The organism is Vibrio sp. B1-2 (assembly GCF_963888445.1).
Classification (GTDB): domain Bacteria; phylum Pseudomonadota; class Gammaproteobacteria; order Enterobacterales; family Vibrionaceae; genus Vibrio; species Vibrio anguillarum.
In genome coordinates this window covers 38,975-59,805 of record NZ_CAWPJH010000012.1, presented here as the reverse complement: position 1 = coordinate 59,805, position 20,831 = coordinate 38,975, and the positions used below count along the sequence as shown (strand labels likewise).

At 44.9% G+C, this 20,831-nt stretch carries 17 protein-coding genes; 7 read left to right on the top strand and 10 right to left on the bottom strand.

Annotation, left to right across the window (positions count from 1 at the left end):
• Positions 1 to 76: 76 nt before the first annotated feature.
• Complete coding sequence (locus AACQ75_RS06950) at positions 77 to 1,921, bottom strand: ABC transporter ATP-binding protein (RefSeq protein ID WP_064626585.1); 1,845 nt, start codon at positions 1,919 to 1,921, stop codon at positions 77 to 79.
• Between the two features lie 501 nt (positions 1,922 to 2,422).
• Between AACQ75_RS06950 and AACQ75_RS06945 the strand changes: the two genes are divergently transcribed.
• Positions 2,423 to 3,394: an arginine deiminase-related protein gene (locus AACQ75_RS06945; RefSeq protein WP_017045022.1), complete on the top strand. Its 972-nt coding sequence runs from the start codon at positions 2,423 to 2,425 to the stop codon at positions 3,392 to 3,394.
• On the opposite strand, the gene AACQ75_RS06940 is transcribed toward AACQ75_RS06945, so the two are convergent.
• The 8 genes from AACQ75_RS06940 to AACQ75_RS06905 all read right to left on the bottom strand — a co-directional run bounded on the left by AACQ75_RS06940 (position 3,384) and on the right by AACQ75_RS06905 (position 10,461).
• Positions 3,384 to 4,340: a diguanylate cyclase domain-containing protein gene (locus tag AACQ75_RS06940; protein WP_026028163.1), complete on the bottom strand. Its 957-nt coding sequence runs from the start codon at positions 4,338 to 4,340 to the stop codon at positions 3,384 to 3,386. The two genes, AACQ75_RS06945 and AACQ75_RS06940, sit on opposite strands and share 11 nt — an antisense overlap.
• Positions 4,341 to 4,459: 119 nt before the next feature.
• On the bottom strand, positions 4,460 to 4,882 hold the full coding sequence (locus AACQ75_RS06935; protein WP_010316849.1) for a hypothetical protein: 423 nt from the start codon (positions 4,880 to 4,882) through the stop codon (positions 4,460 to 4,462).
• A 188-nt stretch (positions 4,883 to 5,070) separates the two neighbouring features.
• On the bottom strand, positions 5,071 to 5,952 hold the full coding sequence (locus AACQ75_RS06930) for an L-ribulose-5-phosphate 3-epimerase (protein WP_029189691.1): 882 nt from the start codon (positions 5,950 to 5,952) through the stop codon (positions 5,071 to 5,073).
• A gap of 8 nt (positions 5,953 to 5,960) precedes the next feature.
• The gene (locus AACQ75_RS06925; RefSeq protein ID WP_017049270.1) at positions 5,961 to 6,608 is read right to left on the bottom strand and encodes a 3-keto-L-gulonate-6-phosphate decarboxylase UlaD; all 648 of its coding nucleotides are present in this window, start codon (positions 6,606 to 6,608) and stop codon (positions 5,961 to 5,963) included.
• A 5-nt stretch (positions 6,609 to 6,613) separates the two neighbouring features.
• On the bottom strand, positions 6,614 to 7,435 hold the full coding sequence (locus AACQ75_RS06920; protein WP_170889692.1) for a Cof-type HAD-IIB family hydrolase: 822 nt from the start codon (positions 7,433 to 7,435) through the stop codon (positions 6,614 to 6,616).
• Between the two features lie 5 nt (positions 7,436 to 7,440).
• Positions 7,441 to 8,133 (bottom strand): L-ribulose-5-phosphate 4-epimerase, encoded by a 693-nt coding sequence (locus AACQ75_RS06915; RefSeq protein ID WP_019282360.1) that lies wholly within the window; start codon positions 8,131 to 8,133, stop codon positions 7,441 to 7,443.
• A gap of 7 nt (positions 8,134 to 8,140) precedes the next feature.
• Positions 8,141 to 8,623, bottom strand: a complete 483-nt coding sequence (locus AACQ75_RS06910) for a PTS sugar transporter subunit IIA (RefSeq protein WP_170889690.1) — start codon at positions 8,621 to 8,623, stop codon at positions 8,141 to 8,143.
• 77 nt (positions 8,624 to 8,700) lie between these two features.
• Positions 8,701 to 10,461 carry a PTS ascorbate-specific subunit IIBC gene (locus tag AACQ75_RS06905; protein ID WP_170889688.1) on the bottom strand — a complete coding sequence of 587 codons (1,761 nt, stop codon included), beginning with the start codon at positions 10,459 to 10,461 and terminating at the stop codon, positions 8,701 to 8,703.
• A gap of 390 nt (positions 10,462 to 10,851) precedes the next feature.
• On the opposite strand from AACQ75_RS06905, the gene ulaR reads away from it, so the two are divergent.
• Both ulaR and ulaG read left to right on the top strand, forming a co-directional pair.
• Entirely contained in the window at positions 10,852 to 11,607 is a 756-nt protein-coding gene (ulaR, locus tag AACQ75_RS06900; RefSeq protein WP_026027147.1) for an HTH-type transcriptional regulator UlaR, read from the top strand.
• A gap of 123 nt (positions 11,608 to 11,730) precedes the next feature.
• Complete coding sequence (ulaG, locus tag AACQ75_RS06895) at positions 11,731 to 12,798, top strand: L-ascorbate 6-phosphate lactonase (RefSeq protein ID WP_013868344.1); 1,068 nt, start codon at positions 11,731 to 11,733, stop codon at positions 12,796 to 12,798.
• A gap of 101 nt (positions 12,799 to 12,899) precedes the next feature.
• Here ulaG and glgX read toward each other — a convergent pair whose 3' ends face one another.
• Positions 12,900 to 14,897, bottom strand: coding sequence for a glycogen debranching protein GlgX (glgX, locus tag AACQ75_RS06890; RefSeq protein WP_017048138.1), 1,998 nt, complete (start codon positions 14,895 to 14,897; stop codon positions 12,900 to 12,902).
• A gap of 438 nt (positions 14,898 to 15,335) precedes the next feature.
• On the opposite strand from glgX, the gene lamB reads away from it, so the two are divergent.
• The 4 genes from lamB to AACQ75_RS06870 all read left to right on the top strand — a co-directional run bounded on the left by lamB (position 15,336) and on the right by AACQ75_RS06870 (position 20,741).
• Positions 15,336 to 16,535 (top strand): maltoporin LamB, encoded by a 1,200-nt coding sequence (gene lamB, locus AACQ75_RS06885; RefSeq protein WP_017042148.1) that lies wholly within the window; start codon positions 15,336 to 15,338, stop codon positions 16,533 to 16,535.
• A gap of 111 nt (positions 16,536 to 16,646) precedes the next feature.
• Positions 16,647 to 17,480 (top strand): MalM family protein, encoded by an 834-nt coding sequence (locus AACQ75_RS06880; RefSeq protein ID WP_017048140.1) that lies wholly within the window; start codon positions 16,647 to 16,649, stop codon positions 17,478 to 17,480.
• Positions 17,481 to 17,628: 148 nt separating this feature from the next.
• Positions 17,629 to 19,266, top strand: a complete 1,638-nt coding sequence (locus AACQ75_RS06875) for a glycoside hydrolase family 13 protein (RefSeq protein WP_170889686.1) — start codon at positions 17,629 to 17,631, stop codon at positions 19,264 to 19,266.
• Positions 19,267 to 19,595: 329 nt separating this feature from the next.
• Positions 19,596 to 20,741, top strand: a complete 1,146-nt coding sequence (locus AACQ75_RS06870) for a tetratricopeptide repeat protein (protein ID WP_019282475.1) — start codon at positions 19,596 to 19,598, stop codon at positions 20,739 to 20,741.
• The last annotated feature ends 90 nt before the right edge of the window (positions 20,742 to 20,831 follow it).

Genomic DNA, 20,831 nt, shown 5'->3' with positions numbered 1-20,831 from the left:
AGGGAATGGGCGAATTCTAAGGAAAAAGAGTCAATTGTGGAAGCATCAACGGAGCGCAAACTCCGTTGATAAACCGTTAAGCAATCTCAACGTCGTCGCAACCGATAAAGCCACCCGTTTGGTGCGCCCATAGGTGTGCATAAATGCCGTTTTGAGCGATCAACTCTTGGTGGGTGCCTTGCTCAACGACGTTACCTTTATCGAGTACAATCAACCTGTCCATTGCGGCAATGGTTGATAAACGGTGAGCAATGGCAATCACGGTTTTGCCTTGCATCAGCTCATTTAAGCTCTCTTGAATTGCCGCTTCCACTTCGGAGTCGAGTGCGGATGTGGCTTCGTCGAGTACCAATAGTGGCGCATCTTTTAACAGCACGCGGGAAATAGCAATTCGCTGGCGCTGGCCGCCAGACAGTTTTACGCCGCGCTCGCCCACTTGCGCATCATAGCCTAGGTTACCAAATGGGTCGGTGAGTGTTTCGATAAACTCATGTGCGTGTGCCTGTCGGGTGGCTTGCAGCAGTTGTTCTTCACTTGCATCAGGGTTGCCATACAAAATGTTATCGCGGATCGAGCGATGCAGCAGTGAAGTATCTTGCGTCACCATACCAATTTTGCTGCGCAACGAATCTTGGGTGACGTCATTGATCGCTTGCCCATCGATGCGAATTTGCCCACCTTCAACATCATGAAAACGAAGCAGTAAATTGACTAAAGTTGATTTTCCAGCGCCAGAACGCCCTACTAAACCCACTTTTTCACCCGGTTTAATGGTCAGGTTTAAATGGTTAATAACGCCTTTATTCTCGCCATAGTGGAAACTCACGTCATCAAATTCGATGCCACCTTGTGCAACCTGCAACGGTTTTGCGTTGGGTTTATCTTCAATGGTGATCGGTTTCGAGAGGGTTTTCATGCCATCCACGACTGTGCCCATGTTTTCAAAGAGTGCACCGACTTCCCACATGATCCATTTCGACATGCCATTAATGCGCAATGAAAGGCTGATCGCAATCGCGATGGCACCAATACTGATGGCACTCTGCATCCATAGATAAATCGAAGTCGCCGCAATCACGAACACCAAAATATAGTTGGCGAGTTCAACGCACAGGTTAAAACCAGTCACTAAACGCATTTGGCGGTGAACCGTGTCTAAAAAGCTCTCCATGCCTTGTTCGGCATAGTCGGTTTCTCGGCGGGTGTGTGAGAACAATTTGACCGTGGCAATATTGGTGTAGCTATCGACAATGCGCCCCGTCATGGTTGAGCGAGCATCGGCTTGTTCTGATGCTACTTTTTTAAGCTGTGGTACAAAGTGAAGTTGAATGCAAATGTAGGCCGCGAGCCAGACGAGCATCGGCACCATTAAACGCCAGTCTGCTTGCGCCAACATCACCACAATCGCAGTGAAATAGACTGACACATAGACAAACACATCCAAGGTCTTCATCACGGTTTCGCGGATGGATAACGCCGTTTGCATTACTTTAGTGGCAATTCTTCCCGCAAAGTCATCTTGGTAAAAAGAGAGGCTTTGTTTGAGCAGATAACGGTGCGCCAACCAACGGATCGACATGGGATAATTGCCGAGCATAGTTTGGTGGATCAACAGTGAATAGATGCCAATCAAAAGTGGCATGATCACGAGTACTAAAATAGATAAACCGATCAAGGTGTCTCGGTTCTCAGTTAGGAAAGTCTCTGGGTTACTGGATGAGAGCCAATCCACCAGTTGGCCCATAAAACCGAACAGTGATACTTCAACAACGGCAATTAACGTGCTGATTAACGCCATTAAAATGAGTGGTTTTTCAAAGCCGCGCGTGTAGTAACGACAAAAGGCCCATAAGGTCGCAGGAGGCTGTTTGGGTTCCTCTTTGGGAAAGGCTTGGGTAAAGCTTTCAAATTTTTTATACATCGAAAATCCTTATGCCAATTCTCGCTAAAGTATGAGAGACCAAAAGCCTAGAACGCGAGAATCTAACGTTGAACTCCTATAAGGGGAGCAAATGATGGAGTAAGCCGAACAGAAGTATAACGAAATCACAACATAAGTGGCGGATTACTTTTCGCGCTTGGCTCTAGAAAACGGCGCCTGATTAATACGGTGGTCAATGCAGCAAGCATCGGCTCTAACGTCCATCGGGTGAAAAAATGAAGCGAGTTAAATATCGTTATCGACGATAAGAGAACCATAAACGAGTTGCGTTACGTTTAAGTGAGTTTTTACTGTGAATATTTTTTGAATAAGGGTGAATATTTTTAGGTGTGATGAGGATTTTGCCGTAATTTTTAATGTGAAAAATAGTTTTCTCAGTAATTAATAGGAGTTATTCGATGAAATAACCCAAAATTCAGTCAATGTTGATTTAACATTATGCTTACAATTGGCCTAAAGTGAGTAGAAGGGAAAGTTTCTATGATGTTGCAGGAACAAGTGATCACACAGCCAGCCGTGAATACGGTGCAAAATGCCAATTGTGTCGTAATGGTGCCGCCAAAAGAGTTCAAATTTAACGCTCAAACGGCACAAGATAATGAATTTCAACACCAAGTTGCATTGAGTACCGAACAAGTTCGCATCCAAGCCATGGCCGAATATCAAAGCATGGTTGAGACACTGCGTCTCGAAGGCGTACAAGTAGTGGAGTTTGATTACCCATTATCTGAAGTGGAAACGCCAGATGCCGTCTTTCCCAATAACTGGTTTAGCACTACGCCAGAGGGAACCTTGTTTACCTTTCCGATGGCTTGTAAAAATCGACAGCAAGAAGTGCGCCCACAAGCGTTGGTTGAAGCCCTTACTTTGTCAGGCCGAAAGGTATTGGCGCAAGATTCGTTGCTCGCGTATCAAGACCAGCAGGCTTATCTTGAAAGCACCGGTGTGATGGTGATGGATCACCTTAATCGAACCATCTATTCGGCGTTGTCACAGCGCTGTGACCGTGAAGTGCTAGAGGAGTACGCTAAACGTATCGGTTATGATCGCGTGGTCTCTTTTCAAACGGCGTTGCCTTCAGGCCAACCGGTTTATCACACCAATGTGATGATGGCGGTTGGTGAAGCATTCTGCGTGATTTGCGATGAAGTGATCCCGGAGTTTGAACGCCGTTTTGTGGTTAAATCACTGGCCAAAGATAAACAGATCATCTCAATTTCACTTGAGCAGATGAACTGTTTCTGCGGCAACATTTTACAATTAGAAACGGCGGCAGGGGATAAAGTGATCGCTATGTCGCAATCGGCGTTTGATGCCTTTTCGCCGGCGCAGCGTGCGCAGCTGGCCAGTCACGGTAAGTTACTGCCGTGTAATGTGAAGACCATTGAGGATATTGGCGGTGGTTCGGTGAGATGTATGTTAGGGGAAGTGTTTTTGCCTTCTATTGGCTAAGATTGATGTACTCAACGCCATTTTTGCCATTTTTCTTCACCTGATACATTGCTTGGTCGGCCAATTCATATAAGGTTTCAAAAGTATGCGTTGAGGTTGTGAATTGGCAAACACCAATACTAAAGCCAATTTGCACTTCTCCATGGCTTAATTTTAGTGGTGAATAGGCTTTGGTGAGCAAACTGTCGATAAACTGCTTTAACGTTTCTGTGCTTTGGTTGATGCACAATAGGACAAACTCATCGCCGCCCAAACGAGCAATCGATGATGGTTGAGGCGCATTTTCTTGAAGCCATTGAGAAACTTGGAGTAGCACGAAATCCCCAGCTTGGTGCCCAAGATGATCATTGACGGTTTTAAAGTCATCCAAATCGATAAAAATTAGTGCCGCAGGGTGTTCGACAAGATCATTCATCTCGTCAAACTTAGTTTCTAGCGCTTTTCGATTTAATAGGTTGGTTAATGGATCTTGCGCGGCGAGTTTGGAGAGTTCTAATTCATAATGTTTTTCATTGGTAATATCCGTGTGGGTGCCCATCATGCGCAGCGGCTTTCCATTCTCATCATATTCAACGATTCGGCCGCGATCCGACACCCAGCTTTGACCTCCATCTTTGCGGATCATCCTGTGTATGACCTGATAGGTGTCAGCCTTGCCATTCAAATGGTCCTCAAAAGCGCCCACGGCTAAGTCATAATCATCGGGGTGGAGCTTGCTTTTCCAAATGTCGACGGTGGCGTCTAGCTCGTGTGATTGATAGCCAAGCATATCACCCCATTCTCTATTGAATATTTTAAGGGTTCCGCTAGGAATGTGTTGTTCCCAAAGACAAAGACCAGTGCCTTCTAGCGTTGCATTCAGTTTTTCTTCAAGAGAGCTGTTTTCTTTTTTGAGATGCTCAACTTGCTCTTCAAGCTGCTTGATTCGTTTTAAGTACTCTTCCATAAACCGTGATGAACCGAGTCTGCATTTATGTCGAGTGTGCCACAGTTTGCCGATGGATTCACAAGGTTGTTGATATCTTGTTCAACATACATCTCATTTTTTCCCGTGGGTCACAAAGCTTATTTGGTTTGAATAAATTTGCTGTAGGTACTGACTCGGCCGTTGATGTACTCAATACCGCAGTGAATGCTGTGTTCGTTATTGCCAACAATCTGATATTCGACAATAAATTCACCGCTGATCACTTTGATAAATAAGAAACCGTCGATGACTTTCCATAATCCTTGTAGCGTTTTTTCACCAAACAGATCTCGCTCGACCAACGTGCCATTAGGCTTTAAATGCAAAGCGGAAGAAAAACCGTCTACATTCACTTTTACCCAAGTATGTTGGTGAGCTTCAAAGCTTAATATTTTGCGTCGACACTTAACCCACTCTGCCAGTGCTTGTTCTTGGGTTGGGGTGAGCGTAGGGAGCGCTTCCATTTCTAAAAGGGTGTGATGCTTTTCATACCAGAAGAGTTGTAAGTGAAGTAATTTCATTGGTTCTCAGAGTGTTATGCATCGGGGTGTTATCAAAAAGCAACTCTGCGCGATTGTGTTGGTGATGTCAATATTTGCCAAGAAAAGCTACCGCGCTCATGGGGGAGAGGGCGCGGTATTATCCAATATGAGGATGAAGGATGCATAAAAGATGCACCCGAGCACAATTTATAGGTTGAATAAATGAGCTATAGGTTGAATAAACGAGGCGAATCAGCGGCATCGCAGGCTTGATTTAGCCGATGCTGCGCAACACGAATATTGTGTTTCCAATGTTCATCTTGCGCCCACATTTCGATCACCATCGGCACAACACAGTTTGCCTCTTTCAGCGTTTGGGAAATAGCATCGAAATTGACTTCTCCTTCACCAATCACCAAGTCTCGAAATTGGCCCGTGGAACTAGAGGTGACGCAATGGGTATCTTTAAGGTGGATCTGAGTAATGTGTGGCATACCAAGTGCCAATTCAGTACACACATCGTAGTTCCAACCTGAAATGTTGCCTACATCTGGATACGCCATAAAATAGGGGGAGGGTACTTCCCGCTTTAGTATTTCGAACTTGCTCAGTGAATTAAGATAGCTGGTATCCATGATCTCCACTGCCAGCATCACGCCAGCACGCTCGGCCAGTTTGGCGGCAAGCTGCATGCCTTCAATGAAACGTTGATGAGTTTCTTTATTAGCGGGTTCGTAATAGACATCATAGCCTGCGAGTTGGATGGTGCGAATGCCCAGTTTGTAAGCTAAGGTAATCGCTTTCTCCATGTGCAGAATGGCTTGCTCTCTAATGGCGGGGTCTGACGAGCCAAAAGGAAACTTGCGGTGTGCACTTAGGCACATCGATTGCAGCGGGATTTGGTATTGCTCACACCATCTTCGTAGCTGATAGATGGTTGCATCATCCCAGTCTAAGCGTTGACGACGTTCATCCGACTCATCGACGGATATCTCTAAAAAATCAAACCCTAGCTCTTTCGTTGTGGCGAGCTTTTCTTCCCAACTGAAATGATTGGGGAGTGCTTTTTCATACAACCCGATACGTTGGCGTGGCAAATGCTGATACATACGGCCTCCTAGCACCAAAAACGATCGATTTGACTGCGCAGTGCTTCGGCAGTGACGCGACCTTTTTCACCGACCAATGCACGCCCCGCAATGAACGTTTTGGCCTTAATGCCTTCAAATAAATAGAGATCATCTGGCACGATGCCACCTGTGATGGAAAGTTCAAGCCCCATATCGGATAGAGTTCGCATCTTCTCAACATCTTCGCTTGTCCAACCAATACCGGCCAGTTCGGCATCTCTTGAACGGTGATAAATAGCTTGAGTGATACCAAGGTCAATCCACGCTTGTGCATCAGCAAAGGTCCAGTTGCCGTAAATTTCGATTTGGATTTCGCCATCCAGTTCATCGGCGACTTTCTTACACGCGCTGATGGTGGCGATATGTGCTGCGGCAGAAACGGTGATCCAATCTGCGCCAGCTTCAAATGCCATCCGCGCCAAAATAGCACCGCCATCGGTGGTTTTCATATCGCACACTAGAATATGGTCAGGGTGATTATGGCGTAACGTTTTGACGGCCTTCATGCCTTCAGCAAAGGCGAGGATGGTGCCGACTTCGATGACATCCACAAAGCTTGCTACGTTTTTTGCCACTTCGATGGCAGAAATAAGGTCAGTTTGGTCGAGAGCGATTTGGATCATTGGTTTAGTCATGAGAGTTATCCTTGAATTTTGTCACGGATCAAACGGGCGAGCCCGTCGTGATTGTTATCGGTTGTACAAATCAGTTTGGCGTGGGATTTCACCGTATCGTCGGCATTGGGCATCGCCACACCGAGCCCTGCGTAGTCGAGCATTGAAATGTCGTTATGGTTATCGCCGACAGCCAGCACGTGATTGGCGTGGTAGCCAAGCGATTGCACATATTCAGCCAAGCGCTGACCTTTACTATTGCCTTTGGCAGCAAAGTCGATGCGATTCGACCATGAACGCTCGCCATTGAATGTCTCTTGTACCCAAGCTTGTTGGGCAAGGCGTTCAACGGAACTCGGTAGCCCTTCAACCACAAATTTCCAAATAAACGTTTCTTGCTCGACGCGGTGACGAAACGAGTCAATTTGCTCGATTTTGGGCTGTGCCGTCGGTGGATACTGGTTGGCCCATTTTTCTAACGCTTGCATGTAGGCGATTGGGCTACGCTTGGAATAGGTCATCGCGTCGGTCACATACATCACCAGTTTCATTTGAAACTCTTTAGCCAGTGCAAGAAAGGTCAATGCATCGTGTTTGGTGATGGCATTGTGCTTGAGCACTTTTTCATTTTGGTAGTCATACACATAAGTGCCGTTGCAGCAGATTATGGGGGTTGTGAGCCCCAATTCTTGATAATAGGGTTTAGCCGCCGTGTGGTGACGGCCAGTCACGATCACCACGTGGCAGTGTTGCTGCGCCTGTTGAATCGCCCGCTTTAGCAGCGGATGAATGGTGTGTTCATCAGTCAACACCGTGCCATCAAGGTCGAGCGCGAGAACTTTATACATAGCCGCTACCTTTGACCGTAGTAAGCGTTATCACCATGCTTACGTTGATAGTGTTTATCGGATAATTCCGGTTGAATCTTGATGCCACTGTTGAGTGAACGAGTCGCCAGCGCCATGGCGGAAATCTCCTCTAAGACGACGGCGTTATGAACCGCATCGTTAGCATCTTTGCCCCAAGAGAAAGGAGCATGCCCGGCGACAATCACGCTTGGCACCGCCATCGGATCAATGTGACGATGTTTGAACTCTTCGATGATCACAAGGCCGGTATTTTTCTCATATTGGCCAGCGATTTCATCGCAAGAAAGTTTGCGTGTGCAGGGGATGTCACCGTAAAAATAATCGGCGTGAGTGGTCCCTAAAGCCGGAATGTCGATGCCCGCTTGCGCCCAAATAGTGGCACTGCGCGAATGGGTGTGTACCACGCCGCCGATCTCTGGATAAGCTTTATAGAGTTCGAGGTGAGTGGCGGTATCACTGGATGGATTAAGTGTGCCTTCCACAATCGCGCCGTTAAGGTCAACGATCACCATGTCATCGACTTTCATCACATCGTATTCTACGCCGGAAGGTTTGATGGCGATGACGCCCTTCTCGCGGTCTATTTCTGATACATTGCCCCAAGTGAAAGTGACTAAACCGTATTGGGGAAGCTTAAGATTTGCCGCAAATACTCGCTGTTTTAGTTCGCTATACATGACATCCTCACTCGACCAATTGTGCCGCTAACGCTTCATCAATTACTTGGTAAACATCCTGCGCGGTACGACAACGGCGCAGTTTATCGAGATCAACGCCAGTCTCGCTCTCTTCATCATCCAGCACTTGGGTTACTTCCATTAATCCTTCCATATGCTGATCAGACGAGCTACCAGCCAAGGTGATCAGCACATCGACTGGTTCATCTTCGCCGTCAAAATAGACAGGCGTTTGTAGCGTCACTAAAGCAAAGGCGGTTCTGATCACGCCATTTTCAGGACGAGCATGAGGCAGGGCAAGATTCGGCGCGATGACTATATACGGGCCTAATTGTTCAACGCTGCTGATGATGGCATCGTGATAGCTGGGGTGTATGGCTCCTGATTTGATCAGCCTATCCGTACCGATTTTGATCGCCTCTTGCCAAGTGCTCGCTTGGGCATTTAATTGAATGGAGTCATTGTCGATCAGTGATTGTTTCAGTCCCATAGTTCTATCTCCAGAGTGGGTGCCAGTGCGTCTGGCACCTATTGTTGTTTTTGTACTTATCGTTTTGTAGTAAATAGCTATTTCAAAGTGACAAAGTTTTTATCGATGATATCGAGCAGCTCATCACCAAAAGAGTTCGGATTCAGCATGTTTTGTACGCCGAGCACAAATTTGCCTTCTCCGGGCTCCATCTCACCAGAGAGATGTTTTGATGAGACGATGATGTCGGTGGTGGCGAGCTTAGATTTATAATCAGACACTGCGCAGGAATCCATCACGTGTGGAATGCCTTTCTTCTCTAGATACTTACCGATTTTCATCTTCATCATCATTGAGGAGCCTTGCCCATTGCCACACACGGCTAAAATGCTGACCGGGCGCACGCCATCACTGACTTTCAGTGCTTGTTCGACGGCGGCGATGACTTCTGGATCGTCACTGATGTTCACCAAACCTTGTGCATCTTCCTCTTCACGCAGTTTTTTAGAGGCAAAGAACATGTACACACCAGCCAATGCAATCAGTACAAAGAAGAACAGTTTTGAGACGGATAAGCCTTGCATGATTGGCGGGAAGACTAACGCCCAGTCGGCCATGCCCATCCAGCCACTGAATTCGGTGCCGTATTGGTTGAAGATGTGAATGGCCCATGCGGACCCCGCTACTTCGATGATACCCATCACAAAACAGATCTTCATGACCGCGCGCCAGCCGCCAAAGTGGTTGGCAAAAACACCAATGGTCGCGTTGGAGAAGAACATCGGGATAAAGCCGGGAATGATCATTATCGGTGCATCAAAAGCGAGCATGGCCAGCACCGCGGTAAATTGACCAATCGCGCCCCACATAAAACCAAACACCATGGCATTAGGTGAAAATGCGTAGATAGCGGCGCAGTCAATGGCTAAAACCGCGTTAGGGATGACGCGCTCTGAGATACCTTTAAAGGCTTCAGACAGTTCAGCAACGAACATGCGTACACCTGCAACAATCACTTGGATCGCTACCGCAAATTTAAGACCAGTTTCCAGAATGTAGATAGACCAATGGGTTTTGCCCGCCATTGCTTGCAGGTTGTCTAAACCAAATGAGAGCAAAATAATGCCGAAAAATAGCGTCATCACAATCGCGGTTGCGGCAATGCTGTCGTGGAAAATGTGCAACCATTTAGGCAGCTCAAGGTGGTCGACACTCTCGTTTTTGTCGCCCAATTTGGGGGCAATCTTAACCGCAATCCAAGACGCGACTTGTTGCTGGTGGCCGATGGAGAAACCTGCTCCACCCGTGACGGCTTCGGTGGGTTTGAACATAATGTTGGAGGAGATAGACCAGTAGAGCGCCATCAAAACAGCCGAATAAAGGATGGTTTCCCACATGCTTGCGCCCAGCACAAGGTAGAACACCGCAATTAACCCTGCTTGTTGGAACATAATATGCCCCGTTAGCATGATGGTGCGAATGCCTGTGTAGCGGCGCAGCAAAACGAGCAAGATGTTGATCGCCAGTGCCAGTAGTACGGTATAACCAACCCAAGAATAATCATCCCCCATGATTTCCATGGTGGCCATCATTGAGGTGTACGGGTCGATAACCGAGCCAGTTAAACCATGATATTCCGATAATTTCTCAATCACAGGCTTAAAGCCTGCCACTAAGGTTCCTGCACCCACTTGTACCAACATAAAGCCGACGATGGTTTTGATCGACCCTTTAATGATGGTGGTGGTATCTCTTCTTAATAACCAGTAACCGATAAGGGTGACTAAGCCCAGCAGCAAAGGTGCTTTAGTCATTACTTGGCTATAAAAAATGTAGAAGATATCGTAGATGAACTGCATATCTTTACCCCTTGATTCTCTATTTATCGTTATGTGTATTCCCGTCTTACTCGAAGCTGGGTGTAGGTCAGAGTGAATCAGCAAGGTGATGCCGATTTCAATCCTGTTTTGCTCACGAAATAGACTTTACCAATCAAAAGTAATCATTCAATGCTCATTTGTGATTATTTTGATTTTTATCAATTTCTTCGCCAAATGGAGACATTATTTGATACTCAAGTCACAGTTAAAATTTTATTTCAAATAAAATCAATTAGTTAGGTTTTATTGTGAGCGAGAGGGAAGTTTTGTTCGTCCAGTGTTTGACATTGTGATGGATGAGAAATAGAATCAAAACAAATCATAAATAATCACCAAGTAATCACTTGATGAAAAGATAAGGTGATAACCATGAACGAAGTACAAAGACATAACGAGATATTGTCTTTGCTAGACAATATGCGCACCATCAACGTCACGCATATTATTGAAAAATTTAACGTGTCACCAGCAACGGCCCGCCGCGATATTTCTAAGTTAGATGAGCTAGGTAAGCTGAAGAAAGTTCGCAATGGTGCTGAACGTTTAGAGATTAGAAAGCGGGCGTGGACGCCGTTAAATATCGACAGTACGGATCATTTCCATGAAAAATCACAGATTGCCATGGCTGCGGCTAAGCTCTGCAATCCAGGTGACAGTGTGGTAATTAACTGTGGTTCGACCGCCTTCTTGCTCGGTAAAGAGTTGTGTGGCCAAGATGTTCAAATCGTGACTAACTATTTTCCACTGGCCAGTTACCTTATCAATGAAGATCACGACGATGTAATCATCATTGGTGGGCAGTACAACAAAGCACAAAACATTTTCCTTAACCCCGCCCCTGATTCGTTAGGTGGTTATGCCGGACATTGGATGTTCACCAGTGGCAAAGGGCTGACGGAAAATGGCTTATACAAAACCGATATGCTCACCGCCGTTGCCGAGCAACAGATGCTAGAGCAAATCGGTAAGTTAGTGGTGGTAGTGGATAGTTCTAAAGTTGGGCAGCGTACGGGCATGCTATTTTGCCCCGCCAGCAAGGTTGATATTGTTATCACTGGCAAAGCCGCCGATCCGCAAGTTATCCAAGCGCTACAACAGCAGGGGACAGAAGTGATTCTGGTATAGAAAGCACTTCGCTCTACACATTCTAATAATAAACACAGGCTCAGTGTCTTCACCTTTGGTTAAGACGCTTGGCTCCCTACATCCAAAATTTGTCTAACTGATCGTGAAATAAAAGGTGTTGCTATGAGTAAAATTGATGAAATCACACGCGATTCATGGGTTCTAAGTACGTTTCCTGAGTGGGGAACTTGGCTGAATGAAGAGATAGAAAAGACCGAAGTGGAAGCCAACACCTTTGCTATGTGGTGGCTTGGTTGTACAGGCATTTGGCTAAAAAGTGCCGGTAATACCAATCTTTCGATCGATTTTTGGTGTGGGACGGGTAAGAAAACGCAAAAGAATGCCTTGATGAATCAACAGCATCAGATGATGCGTATGGGGGGCGTGCGTGAACTGCAACCCAACTTAAGAACGTCTCCTTTTGTGTTGGACCCATTTGGCATCAAAGAGATTGATGCGGTACTGGCGACGCATGATCACGCTGATCATATCGATATTAATGTCGCAGCAGCTGTGCTGCAAAACTGTGGTGAGCATGTGAAATTTATTGGGCCACAAGCTTGCGTTGACCTGTGGCAAGGCTGGGGAGTACCGAGTGAGCGCTGCATTGTGGCGAAAGTGGGTGATTGCATTGAAGTCGGCGATATCAGTATCCGAGTGCTGGACTCTTTTGATCGCACTGCGTTGATTACGCTGCCTAAAGGTGTTTCATCTTATGATAAGGGGATTCTTGATGGTATGGATGATCGCGCGGTCAACTACTTATTGGAAACCTCCGGTGGCTCAATCTACCATTCAGGTGATTCGCATTATTCGAACTACTATGCCAAGCATGGTAATGACTACAAGATTGATGTGGCGCTGCTCTCATACGGTGAAAACCCACGAGGCATCACAGATAAGCTGACTGCATCTGATATTTTGCGCGCAGGCGAGGCGTTAGATTGTGAAGTGGTGATCCCATTCCATCACGATATTTGGGCTAACTTCCAAAATGACCCGCGTGAAATTGAAGTATTGTGGCAAATGAAAAAAGATCGTCTGCAATACGGTTTTGCGCCATTCTTTTGGCAAGTGGGTGGAAAATACACCTACCCAACCGACAAAGGACGTATGCATTACCAGCATTTCAGAGGCTTTAAAGACATTTTTGTCGATGAACCAGAGCTGCCTTTCAAAGCATTCTTGTAATATTCTGAAAGCAAAAATTAGAGAAGAGAAAGAGGCCAATTGGGCCTCTTTGTTTATTGGCAATCTCTTTGCTTATTGGTAATGATGTGCAGCACTTGATTTTATACTTCAGGTTGGTAGTGCAAAATTGTCATTGATATAGGCGACTGTAACAACTCCCCTTCTGCATGGCCGGGTTGTACGTTACGTAAATTGGTATCGCATATCACTTCCCAGTTTTGGTTACGATCTTTAGGTAGAGTAAAACGAGCGGGTGCGTTGGTTTGGTTGATCAAATAGAGCATTTCAGCCCCATCCGATCCAATGCCCATCTGCAATGCCACAGAACTTAAGCGGTTCCAATCATCATGTTCCATCAGTGTGCCATCTACGCGTCGCCAGAATACGCGGTTGGCATTACGTTCCTCACCACTAAAAGCACGAATAAAGGGCACCATATAAAGGTGTCTTGCCGCCACCATTTGACTCAACCAATGTTTGAAGTAGCTTTTGCGTTCGGTCATGTTCCAGTCAAGCCAACTGATCTCATTGTCTTGGCAATAAGCGTTGTTATTACCTTGCTGAGTATGAGAAAGCACATCCGCGGTGAGAATATGAGGAATGCCAAAAGCAAAAAGTAAGCTCGCCATCATATTGCGTTTTTGCTTTTCGCGAGTTGCTTTTATCACCATGTTCTCTGTTTCGCCTTCGACGCCATAGTTGTCGGAGCGATTGTCACCGTGACCATCTCGGTTTTGTTCACCATTCGCTTCATTGTGCTTATGCTTGTATGACACCAAATCTTGCATGGTGAAGCCATCATGATAAGTGATGTAATTGACGGTCAGTTTGTAGGGCCAGTTGGCGGCACTGTACAAGTCGCGCGAGCCCATTAAGCGTGTGGCGAACTCTTTTAAATAGCCTTGATCGCCGCGCCAGAAGCTGCGTGTGATATCACGTAATTTGTCGTTACATTCATTCCAACCGAAAGGAAAATTGCCTACTTGGTAACCGTTTGGACCAATATCCCAAGGCTCTGCAATCAATTTAACTCGTTTTAACGTTGGATCTTGCGCCACCGCTTTAAAGAACGCAGCATCGGGGCTGAAATTATCGCCATTTCTTCCAAGCGTTGCGGCCAAATCAAAACGAAAACCATCGATTTGGTATTCGCTAACCCAGTAGCGCAGCGTGTCCATGACTAGGTTAAGGGCGGGTTGATAAGAGAGATCAATGGTGTTACCACAACCGGTAAAATTCGCGTAATGTTGGCCGTGTTTTAGATAATATTTAGGGTCGAGTGCTTTTAAATTGAAAATAGGCCCATCTTCGCCCCCCTCTGCTGAGTGGTTATAAACCACATCCAGTATCACTTCAATTCCGTGACGATGCAGTTCTCTGATAGCCGTTTTCAGTTCCGTTACCGCATCTTTTTGCGCATAACGTGGATCTGGCACCATAAACAGATAGGGGTTATATCCCCAATAGTTGACTTTGCCCATATCCAATAGATGTGGCTCATGCATACAAGCCGCGATGGGCAGTAGCTGTAGTGTGTTGATGTTTTGCTTGCGATAAAACTCCAGCATCTCCTCACTGATTAAGCCTAAATAAGTACCTTGTTCTGCTTTAGGCACACGTGGATTGAGTTTGGTCACCCCTTTGACATGGGTCTCAAATAAAATAGTCTTATCGCGAGGTATGTGTGGCTTTTTAGTTGATTGCCAATCGAATTGATCGTCGACCACGACACACTTAGGCAGCTCGAAACTCTTTTTTGAACTAAATGGTGTTTTATAGCCTAAGTTTTTATCTATCGCCTTCGCGTAGGGGTCGGAAATATAGTGTGGCTCGTCACCATTTAAAATGAGGTAACCGTATTTTTGCCCTGCTTTAATGTTTGGCACATGAGTGTACTTCACGCCCGCATATTCATTCTCTAACTCGTGGGTGGTGAAACTTCCCTGTTGATCAAACAGAGCGAGTAGAAGCTGTTTATTTGCTGGAGCATGAATAGCAAAATTGCAACCTGTGTTGTCAAGGGTTGCACCGAGTGGGTAAGGGCTAGAAATAGTACATTTCATATGGGCATCTTTAATTGTTATTTTGCTGCACGTCATCGCTTTAAGTAAAAAGCTTTGTTGATATTAGGTCAAGCGCCCAATGAATAAAATTTGAATGTAATTTTATTTCATTTTAATGATGTTATTGGCCCTAAATAGTGATCAATAAGGCATTTTGTATTCTATTTTATAACCATTAACTGATCTCCTCCCCCTGAAATCCGTGATCTGTGCGTTAAAAACGCCATACTATAAAATTACTCATCCTTTCTCCTCCCCCCTAAATTACTTTGAGGTGGAGGAAGCAAGCCTATTACGCCTTTAGTAACCTTATCACCGTTGAAACAACTGGGGACTTAGTCCCGTCTTACCTCTTCTTTTAGCGTTTATCTGTCAACTGCCTTGCAGGTTCCAATAGGAGAAGAGTGAAAGTTTTAAATGCTGTCCGTAGTTAAAATTTTCTATAAATATAAATCGTCCTTAATGGAGTTAAGAATGAAAAAAGTAAGTGTAATTGCTGCCGCAGTGGCTGCTACTCTAGCAGCAGGTTCTGCTTTTGCTGTTGATTTTAATGGTTATTTCCGCGCGGGTACCGGAATTAGTGGTCAGGGTAATGGTGATCTTGCTGTTAACAAGAATGGTGTAGGTCGTCTCGGTAACGAAAACGACAACTACTATGAGTTTGGTTTTGCTGAGGAGTTAAAGACAGGCGAGCAAACTTGGCGTGTCGAATCAATGATTGCACAAGGTAACAAAGGTGCAAATGGTTGGGAAGATGGCGATTTTAACGTTGCTCAGTTTGCGGTAAAAGCTAAAGGTCTTATTGCTGGTGATGAGTCTGCTGAAATTTGGGCGGGTAAATCTTATTACCAACGTAAAGATATCCACATCACCGATTTCTATTTCTTGAACACTTCTGGTACAGGTGGCGGTATTCAAAACCTATCAGTCGGCAATCAGAAACTGTCACTTGCTTTGATCCAAGATGGCGATAATACCAACTCAACGGGTTATATCTTTGATGCGCGCTTAGCCAATATCGGCCTTTGGGAAAATGCTAACCTAGAATTTGCATTGGCTTATAACTTTGCAACCGAAAAAGGTGATGCAACAGAGCAAGCTGATGATGGTTTGTTGGCATCAGCCATTCTGCACCAAGGTCTATCAAACGGCTTTAACCAAACAATTCTTCAAGTGGGTACCAATGGTTATGGCGTGCAAGCGGCTAATCTTTGGGGTGCAGGCACTTATTATAACCGTGGTAATGCAGATCAGAACGATGCAACTGGCTACCGTTTATTAAACTGGGGTGTAGTGAGTTTTGGTCAATCGTGGGAAATGGGCCATCAACTTGCGTACTTAGCAGGTTCTGATATTGGGGCTAGTAAAAAAGACATTGATCAGTATTCAGTTGTTGTGCGCCCAATGTACAAATGGGATGAGACAATGCGCACTGTATTTGAAGCTGGCTATAACGCTGGTGAGAAAATTAATAGTGCAGGCACAGCAACAGAAGATTTCGGCAATGCGAAATTGACAGTAGCACAAGCGTGGGCAATGGGAGACAGCTTCTGGGCTCGTCCAGAGTTCCGTGTATACGGCTCATACCTACTTGATACCGAAAACAAAAATGCATTTGCAACTGGCAAAGACACTGAATACGTCGTTGGTATTCAAGTGGAAGCTTGGTGGTAATTCCTCCTTGTTCTTATTAGTCTAAATCCATATGCTGATAGCCGACTGATGTCGGCTATTTTTTTAACGACTCGGAGATGAGTCGTTAAAAAAATACTAAAGGAGCGGAAAATGGTTTTTAAAACACTACTATTAGGTAGTTGCATTGCTTTAACTGGCTGTCAAACAGCTCCTGTTGTTGAGCAAACACAAAGTTCGGCAGTGCAAGCTGTCAATAATATAGAACAACTACAAGTCACAAAAGTGAAGCTACCGAGTACAACAAAAATGGTGCTCACAGCCAATACTCAGCGCTTGCATAACTCATTGATTCATAGCCCTGTCGCCGTGTTTGAAATACCAGCCGATCGTGGCCAAATGAATTTAACGGTCACCAGCGAAATTCAAGATTCAGTATTTTATCCTTATGTTGTTATCACAGATAAAACAGGAACCGTTTTAGAATCGTATACCGACACTGAGTTCGAATATCGTAAGCCACGTTTAAATTTGGGTAATCGTCTGGTTGCTGATTTGGAGTTTTATCCTCCCCAAGGTCATAAAACGCTTTTACTTATTGTTTATACAAAGGAAAAAGATCTATCAGGCGTAACTTATGTTGCACATCCTGGACGTATTGATGCCGAAGGCCGTGGTAACTACATGCCGGAATTAAAAGATATTCCAATGCCACACGGTTTGACTGGAACCATTGAGTTGGATGTTTCTGGTCCCAGCTTTCTATCGTTTGTGAAGCCTGAGAATAAAGTAAAGACAGTTTCAACGGATGAAGCAAAACTGATAAAAAAAGTGCAGCCAGATACTGAAACTTACTACAAGGTATCGATTCAGAAAGCGGTAAAAGCGAACGATATATCTAAAGCACTTAGCTTACTTGATGAAGCCAAAGCGCTAGGTATTGATGGAGCACAAGAAGTCTTTGTTAAAGCCGTGAATGCGAAATAATTAAAGATCGTACTACTGGCGTCCCTATGTGGACGCCTTTCTTTTTCTAGTCTCAAAATTCTGAGCTTCGATTACTAAAGATGACAAGCGAATTATCACTTCTCTCACTTTAGAACTCACTAGATCATTCAATGCAGAGATAAATATCATGGAACCCAAATGGTGGCATAGCGCTGTGGTATACCAAATATACCCGCGCAGTTTTTACGATTCTAATCACGATGGTATCGGCGATTTAAATGGCATTATTAGTAAGCTTGATTACCTTGCAGAGTTAGGCATTAACGTTATTTGGCTATCTCCTGTTTATCAATCTCCAATGGATGATAACGGTTATGATATTTCTGACTACCAAGCAATAGCTCAAGAGTTTGGTTCCATGGAAGATATGCAGCGTTTACTGAGCGAAGCACAAAAACGCAATATTAAGATAGTGATGGATCTTGTCGTTAATCACACATCGGATGAACACCAATGGTTTTTACAAGCGAAGCAATCGCGAGACAATCCGTATCGAGATTACTACATTTGGCGGGATGCAAAACCGGATGGCAGTGTACCGGATGATACAGGGTCAATTTTTGGTGGCAGTGCTTGGCACTGGGATGAGCAAACGCAGCAATATTACTTCCACCTTTTTTCTAAACGTCAGCCAGATCTGAATTGGGAAAACCCTAAAGTGCAGCAAGAAGTGCACAGCATGATGAACTGGTGGATTGAACAGGGCATTGGTGGTTTTCGATTAGATGTTATTGATTTAATTGGCAAAGAAATTGATAAGGGCATTACTGGTAATGGCCCGCGCTTGCATCCGTTATTACAGCAAATGAATGCCGCCACCTTTGGTAATCAAGATCTGCTGACCGTGGGAGAAACTTGGGGAGCCACACCAGACATTGCAAAACTGTACAGTGCGCCGAGTCGTCGTGAGTTATCGATGGTTTTCCAATTTGAACACATCACTTTGACGTGGGAGCAGGGTGACAAATGGAGCCCTATTCCGTTAGATCTTAAGCAGTTTAAACAGGTATTAACCAAGTGGCAGATTGAGCTTGCCGATCAGGGTTGGAATTCATTATTTTGGAATAATCATGACCTACCACGCGCTGTATCTAAGTATGGTGATGACAAACGCTACCGAGTTGAATCTGCGAAAATGTTGGCAACGAGCTTACACTTTCTGAAAGGCACGCCTTATATTTATCAAGGCGAAGAGATTGGTATGACGAATGTGGCCTTCGATTCGCTCGCTCAATACCGAGACATCGAGACGTTAAATTTTTATCGTGTGAAGACAGAATCGGGCGTTTCTCATCAGCATATGCTGGATGCTATTCATCAAAACAGCCGCGATAACGCTCGAACGCCAATGCAATGGTCAGCGGATAAACACGGCGGATTTACTCAAGGTTCTCCGTGGATAGAGGCGAATCCTAACTACCTAAAAGTCAATGTTGAACAAGCGCTCGCTGATAAACAATCGATTTACCATCACTATAAAAAGTTAATTGCACTGCGTAAAAAACACCTGTCCATCGTCTATGGATCGTTCACGCCTTTATTTGAAGAACATGACCAAGTGTTTGGCTATGTGCGTGAGTACCAAGGTGAGCAAATTGTCGTGGTCAGTAATTTTTCATCGGCCACAGTTTGTTTAGCAATACCCGAAAAGTTTCAATTGAGAGCGGTGGAGTGTTTGAGCTCTAATTATCAAGAGATTGAAAAATTAGAAGAAAATCTAGTACTCGAGCCTTATCAATCCATCGCGGTTTTGATGAGAGAGTAAACTGAGTGGCTCATTTTTGATCTGGAATGAATGCAGCGATTTGGCTGCGTTTTTTCATTCATTGACCCAAATCGGAATCTATTCCTCAATTAGTGTGATTGTGCGTAACACTCTTGAAAAGAGTACGGTACTATCTTAGTGCTAAGGCTATGTGGCTTTATTAATCCACGAGCATTAGATATAGAGTGGCCTCTCTGTTTTGGATGAACGGATTTGACTGTTTCGTATGCTTTAAATGGTTCGAGACAGAATGAATGTGGTCAGACTTTTTCAAAGATTGAGAAAAATGGTCGATAATGAAGTTAATCAGCTAAATAAGATTTGAATCAATGAGCACTATTGGGATTGCCATAGGCGCAACCGGGTTATCACTTATCCTCATCTTCGTGTGGATGTTTTCGCTCTCTTTGCGCAAAAAACGCTTAGAGGAAGAGAGAAAAGAGAGAGAAATCGCTTATCGCAAAGCGATAGAAAAATCACGTGAACAAGAAAGACAAGATCGCTTGTTTAAGGCCGAAACAGGCCATGTGCCGACGATTTTGTATTTAGCGAAAGAAGCCGAACGAACCAACCTCAAAGAGGCGATGTACTGGTATGACAAAGCGGCAAATTATGACAATGTTACGGGAATGTATGGTGTTGTTCGGATTTGCCAAAAGTTTCGAGATGATCTGATTTTGCGGGAAAAAGAGAAGTTTTGGCAGACTTGTATTGCAGGCATTGAAGGTAACTTAACCGCAAAGTATGAAACTGGCATGGCCTATATTCATGGCCGTGGCGTGGAAGCGAATACTGCGAAAGGAGTCTCGTTAGTACAAGAGGCTGCGGAAGCGAATTTGCTCGACGCTGTGATTTTTATGGGGGATTGGTGTGTTTCACATGACAATATTGCGCCATCACCAGCGGATTCAACATTTTGGTATTCCAAAGCCGCGAAGCTAAATAGCCCGATAGGACAGATGAAACTAGGCTTGAATTACCTTAAGGGTGTTGGTGTCGCAATGGACCACAGTAAAGCTTGTTATTGGTTAGAGCGAGCTTCTGAAAAAGGTCATGTAGAGGCGATGTATCACGCAGGAGAAGCTTGGATAGATAAAGGTTCAAATGGCAATGCTATTGCTTATATTTGGTTATTTTTATCGGCTCATTTTGGTTTTGAACCGGCAAAGGTGCTAAGAGATCAAGTGGGCTCACGTATCGGTGTCGATTCTGTTGTGGGGTTGCAATCGTTGGCCAAACCACTCATGAAGAAAATCGGCGCGGGTACTGTAAGTAAACACTCAATTATTAAGGCGCTGAACAAGCTCTACAAACGTGGGATCCCTATCCCAGAGAAAGGGGAGTTACCTGATGAAGACGATCTCTCATTGAGCGTAGTGGCGGATGCCTCCGAAGAGCTTTTGTCATCCAAGCCATCTGATGATCATGAGGTTCTAACGCGATTAGATTTCTCCAATACTTCAATGGACAGGTAATGTTGGATCGATAAAGTGGCTAAGCACTGTAAATAAAAAATCTCTGAAATGAAAATCCCCAGCGAATCGACTGGGGATTTTTGTTGGTAT

Bases quoted from the DNA above. Each gene is read 5' to 3' on its own strand.
- AACQ75_RS06950 (WP_064626585.1), bottom strand. From the start codon at position 1,921: ATGTATAAAAAATTTGAAAGCTTTACCCAAGCCTTTCCCAAAGAGGAA.
- AACQ75_RS06870 (WP_019282475.1), top strand. From the start codon at position 19,596: ATGAGCACTATTGGGATTGCCATAGGCGCAACCGGGTTATCACTTATC.
- AACQ75_RS06920 (WP_170889692.1), bottom strand. From the start codon at position 7,435: ATGTATAAAGTTCTCGCGCTCGACCTTGATGGCACGGTGTTGACTGAT.
- AACQ75_RS06915 (WP_019282360.1), bottom strand. From the start codon at position 8,133: ATGTATAGCGAACTAAAACAGCGAGTATTTGCGGCAAATCTTAAGCTT.
- AACQ75_RS06935 (WP_010316849.1), bottom strand. From the start codon at position 4,882: ATGAAATTACTTCACTTACAACTCTTCTGGTATGAAAAGCATCACACC.
- AACQ75_RS06875 (WP_170889686.1), top strand. From the start codon at position 17,629: ATGGAACCCAAATGGTGGCATAGCGCTGTGGTATACCAAATATACCCG.
- AACQ75_RS06930 (WP_029189691.1), bottom strand. From the start codon at position 5,952: ATGTATCAGCATTTGCCACGCCAACGTATCGGGTTGTATGAAAAAGCA.
- glgX (WP_017048138.1), bottom strand. From the start codon at position 14,897: ATGACGTGCAGCAAAATAACAATTAAAGATGCCCATATGAAATGTACT.
- AACQ75_RS06880 (WP_017048140.1), top strand. From the start codon at position 16,647: ATGGTTTTTAAAACACTACTATTAGGTAGTTGCATTGCTTTAACTGGC.
- AACQ75_RS06945 (WP_017045022.1), top strand. From the start codon at position 2,423: ATGATGTTGCAGGAACAAGTGATCACACAGCCAGCCGTGAATACGGTG.
- ulaG (WP_013868344.1), top strand. From the start codon at position 11,731: ATGAGTAAAATTGATGAAATCACACGCGATTCATGGGTTCTAAGTACG.
- AACQ75_RS06910 (WP_170889690.1), bottom strand. From the start codon at position 8,623: ATGGGACTGAAACAATCACTGATCGACAATGACTCCATTCAATTAAAT.
- AACQ75_RS06940 (WP_026028163.1), bottom strand. From the start codon at position 4,340: ATGGAAGAGTACTTAAAACGAATCAAGCAGCTTGAAGAGCAAGTTGAG.
- lamB (WP_017042148.1), top strand. From the start codon at position 15,336: ATGAAAAAAGTAAGTGTAATTGCTGCCGCAGTGGCTGCTACTCTAGCA.
- AACQ75_RS06905 (WP_170889688.1), bottom strand. From the start codon at position 10,461: ATGCAGTTCATCTACGATATCTTCTACATTTTTTATAGCCAAGTAATG.
- ulaR (WP_026027147.1), top strand. From the start codon at position 10,852: ATGAACGAAGTACAAAGACATAACGAGATATTGTCTTTGCTAGACAAT.
- AACQ75_RS06925 (WP_017049270.1), bottom strand. From the start codon at position 6,608: ATGACTAAACCAATGATCCAAATCGCTCTCGACCAAACTGACCTTATT.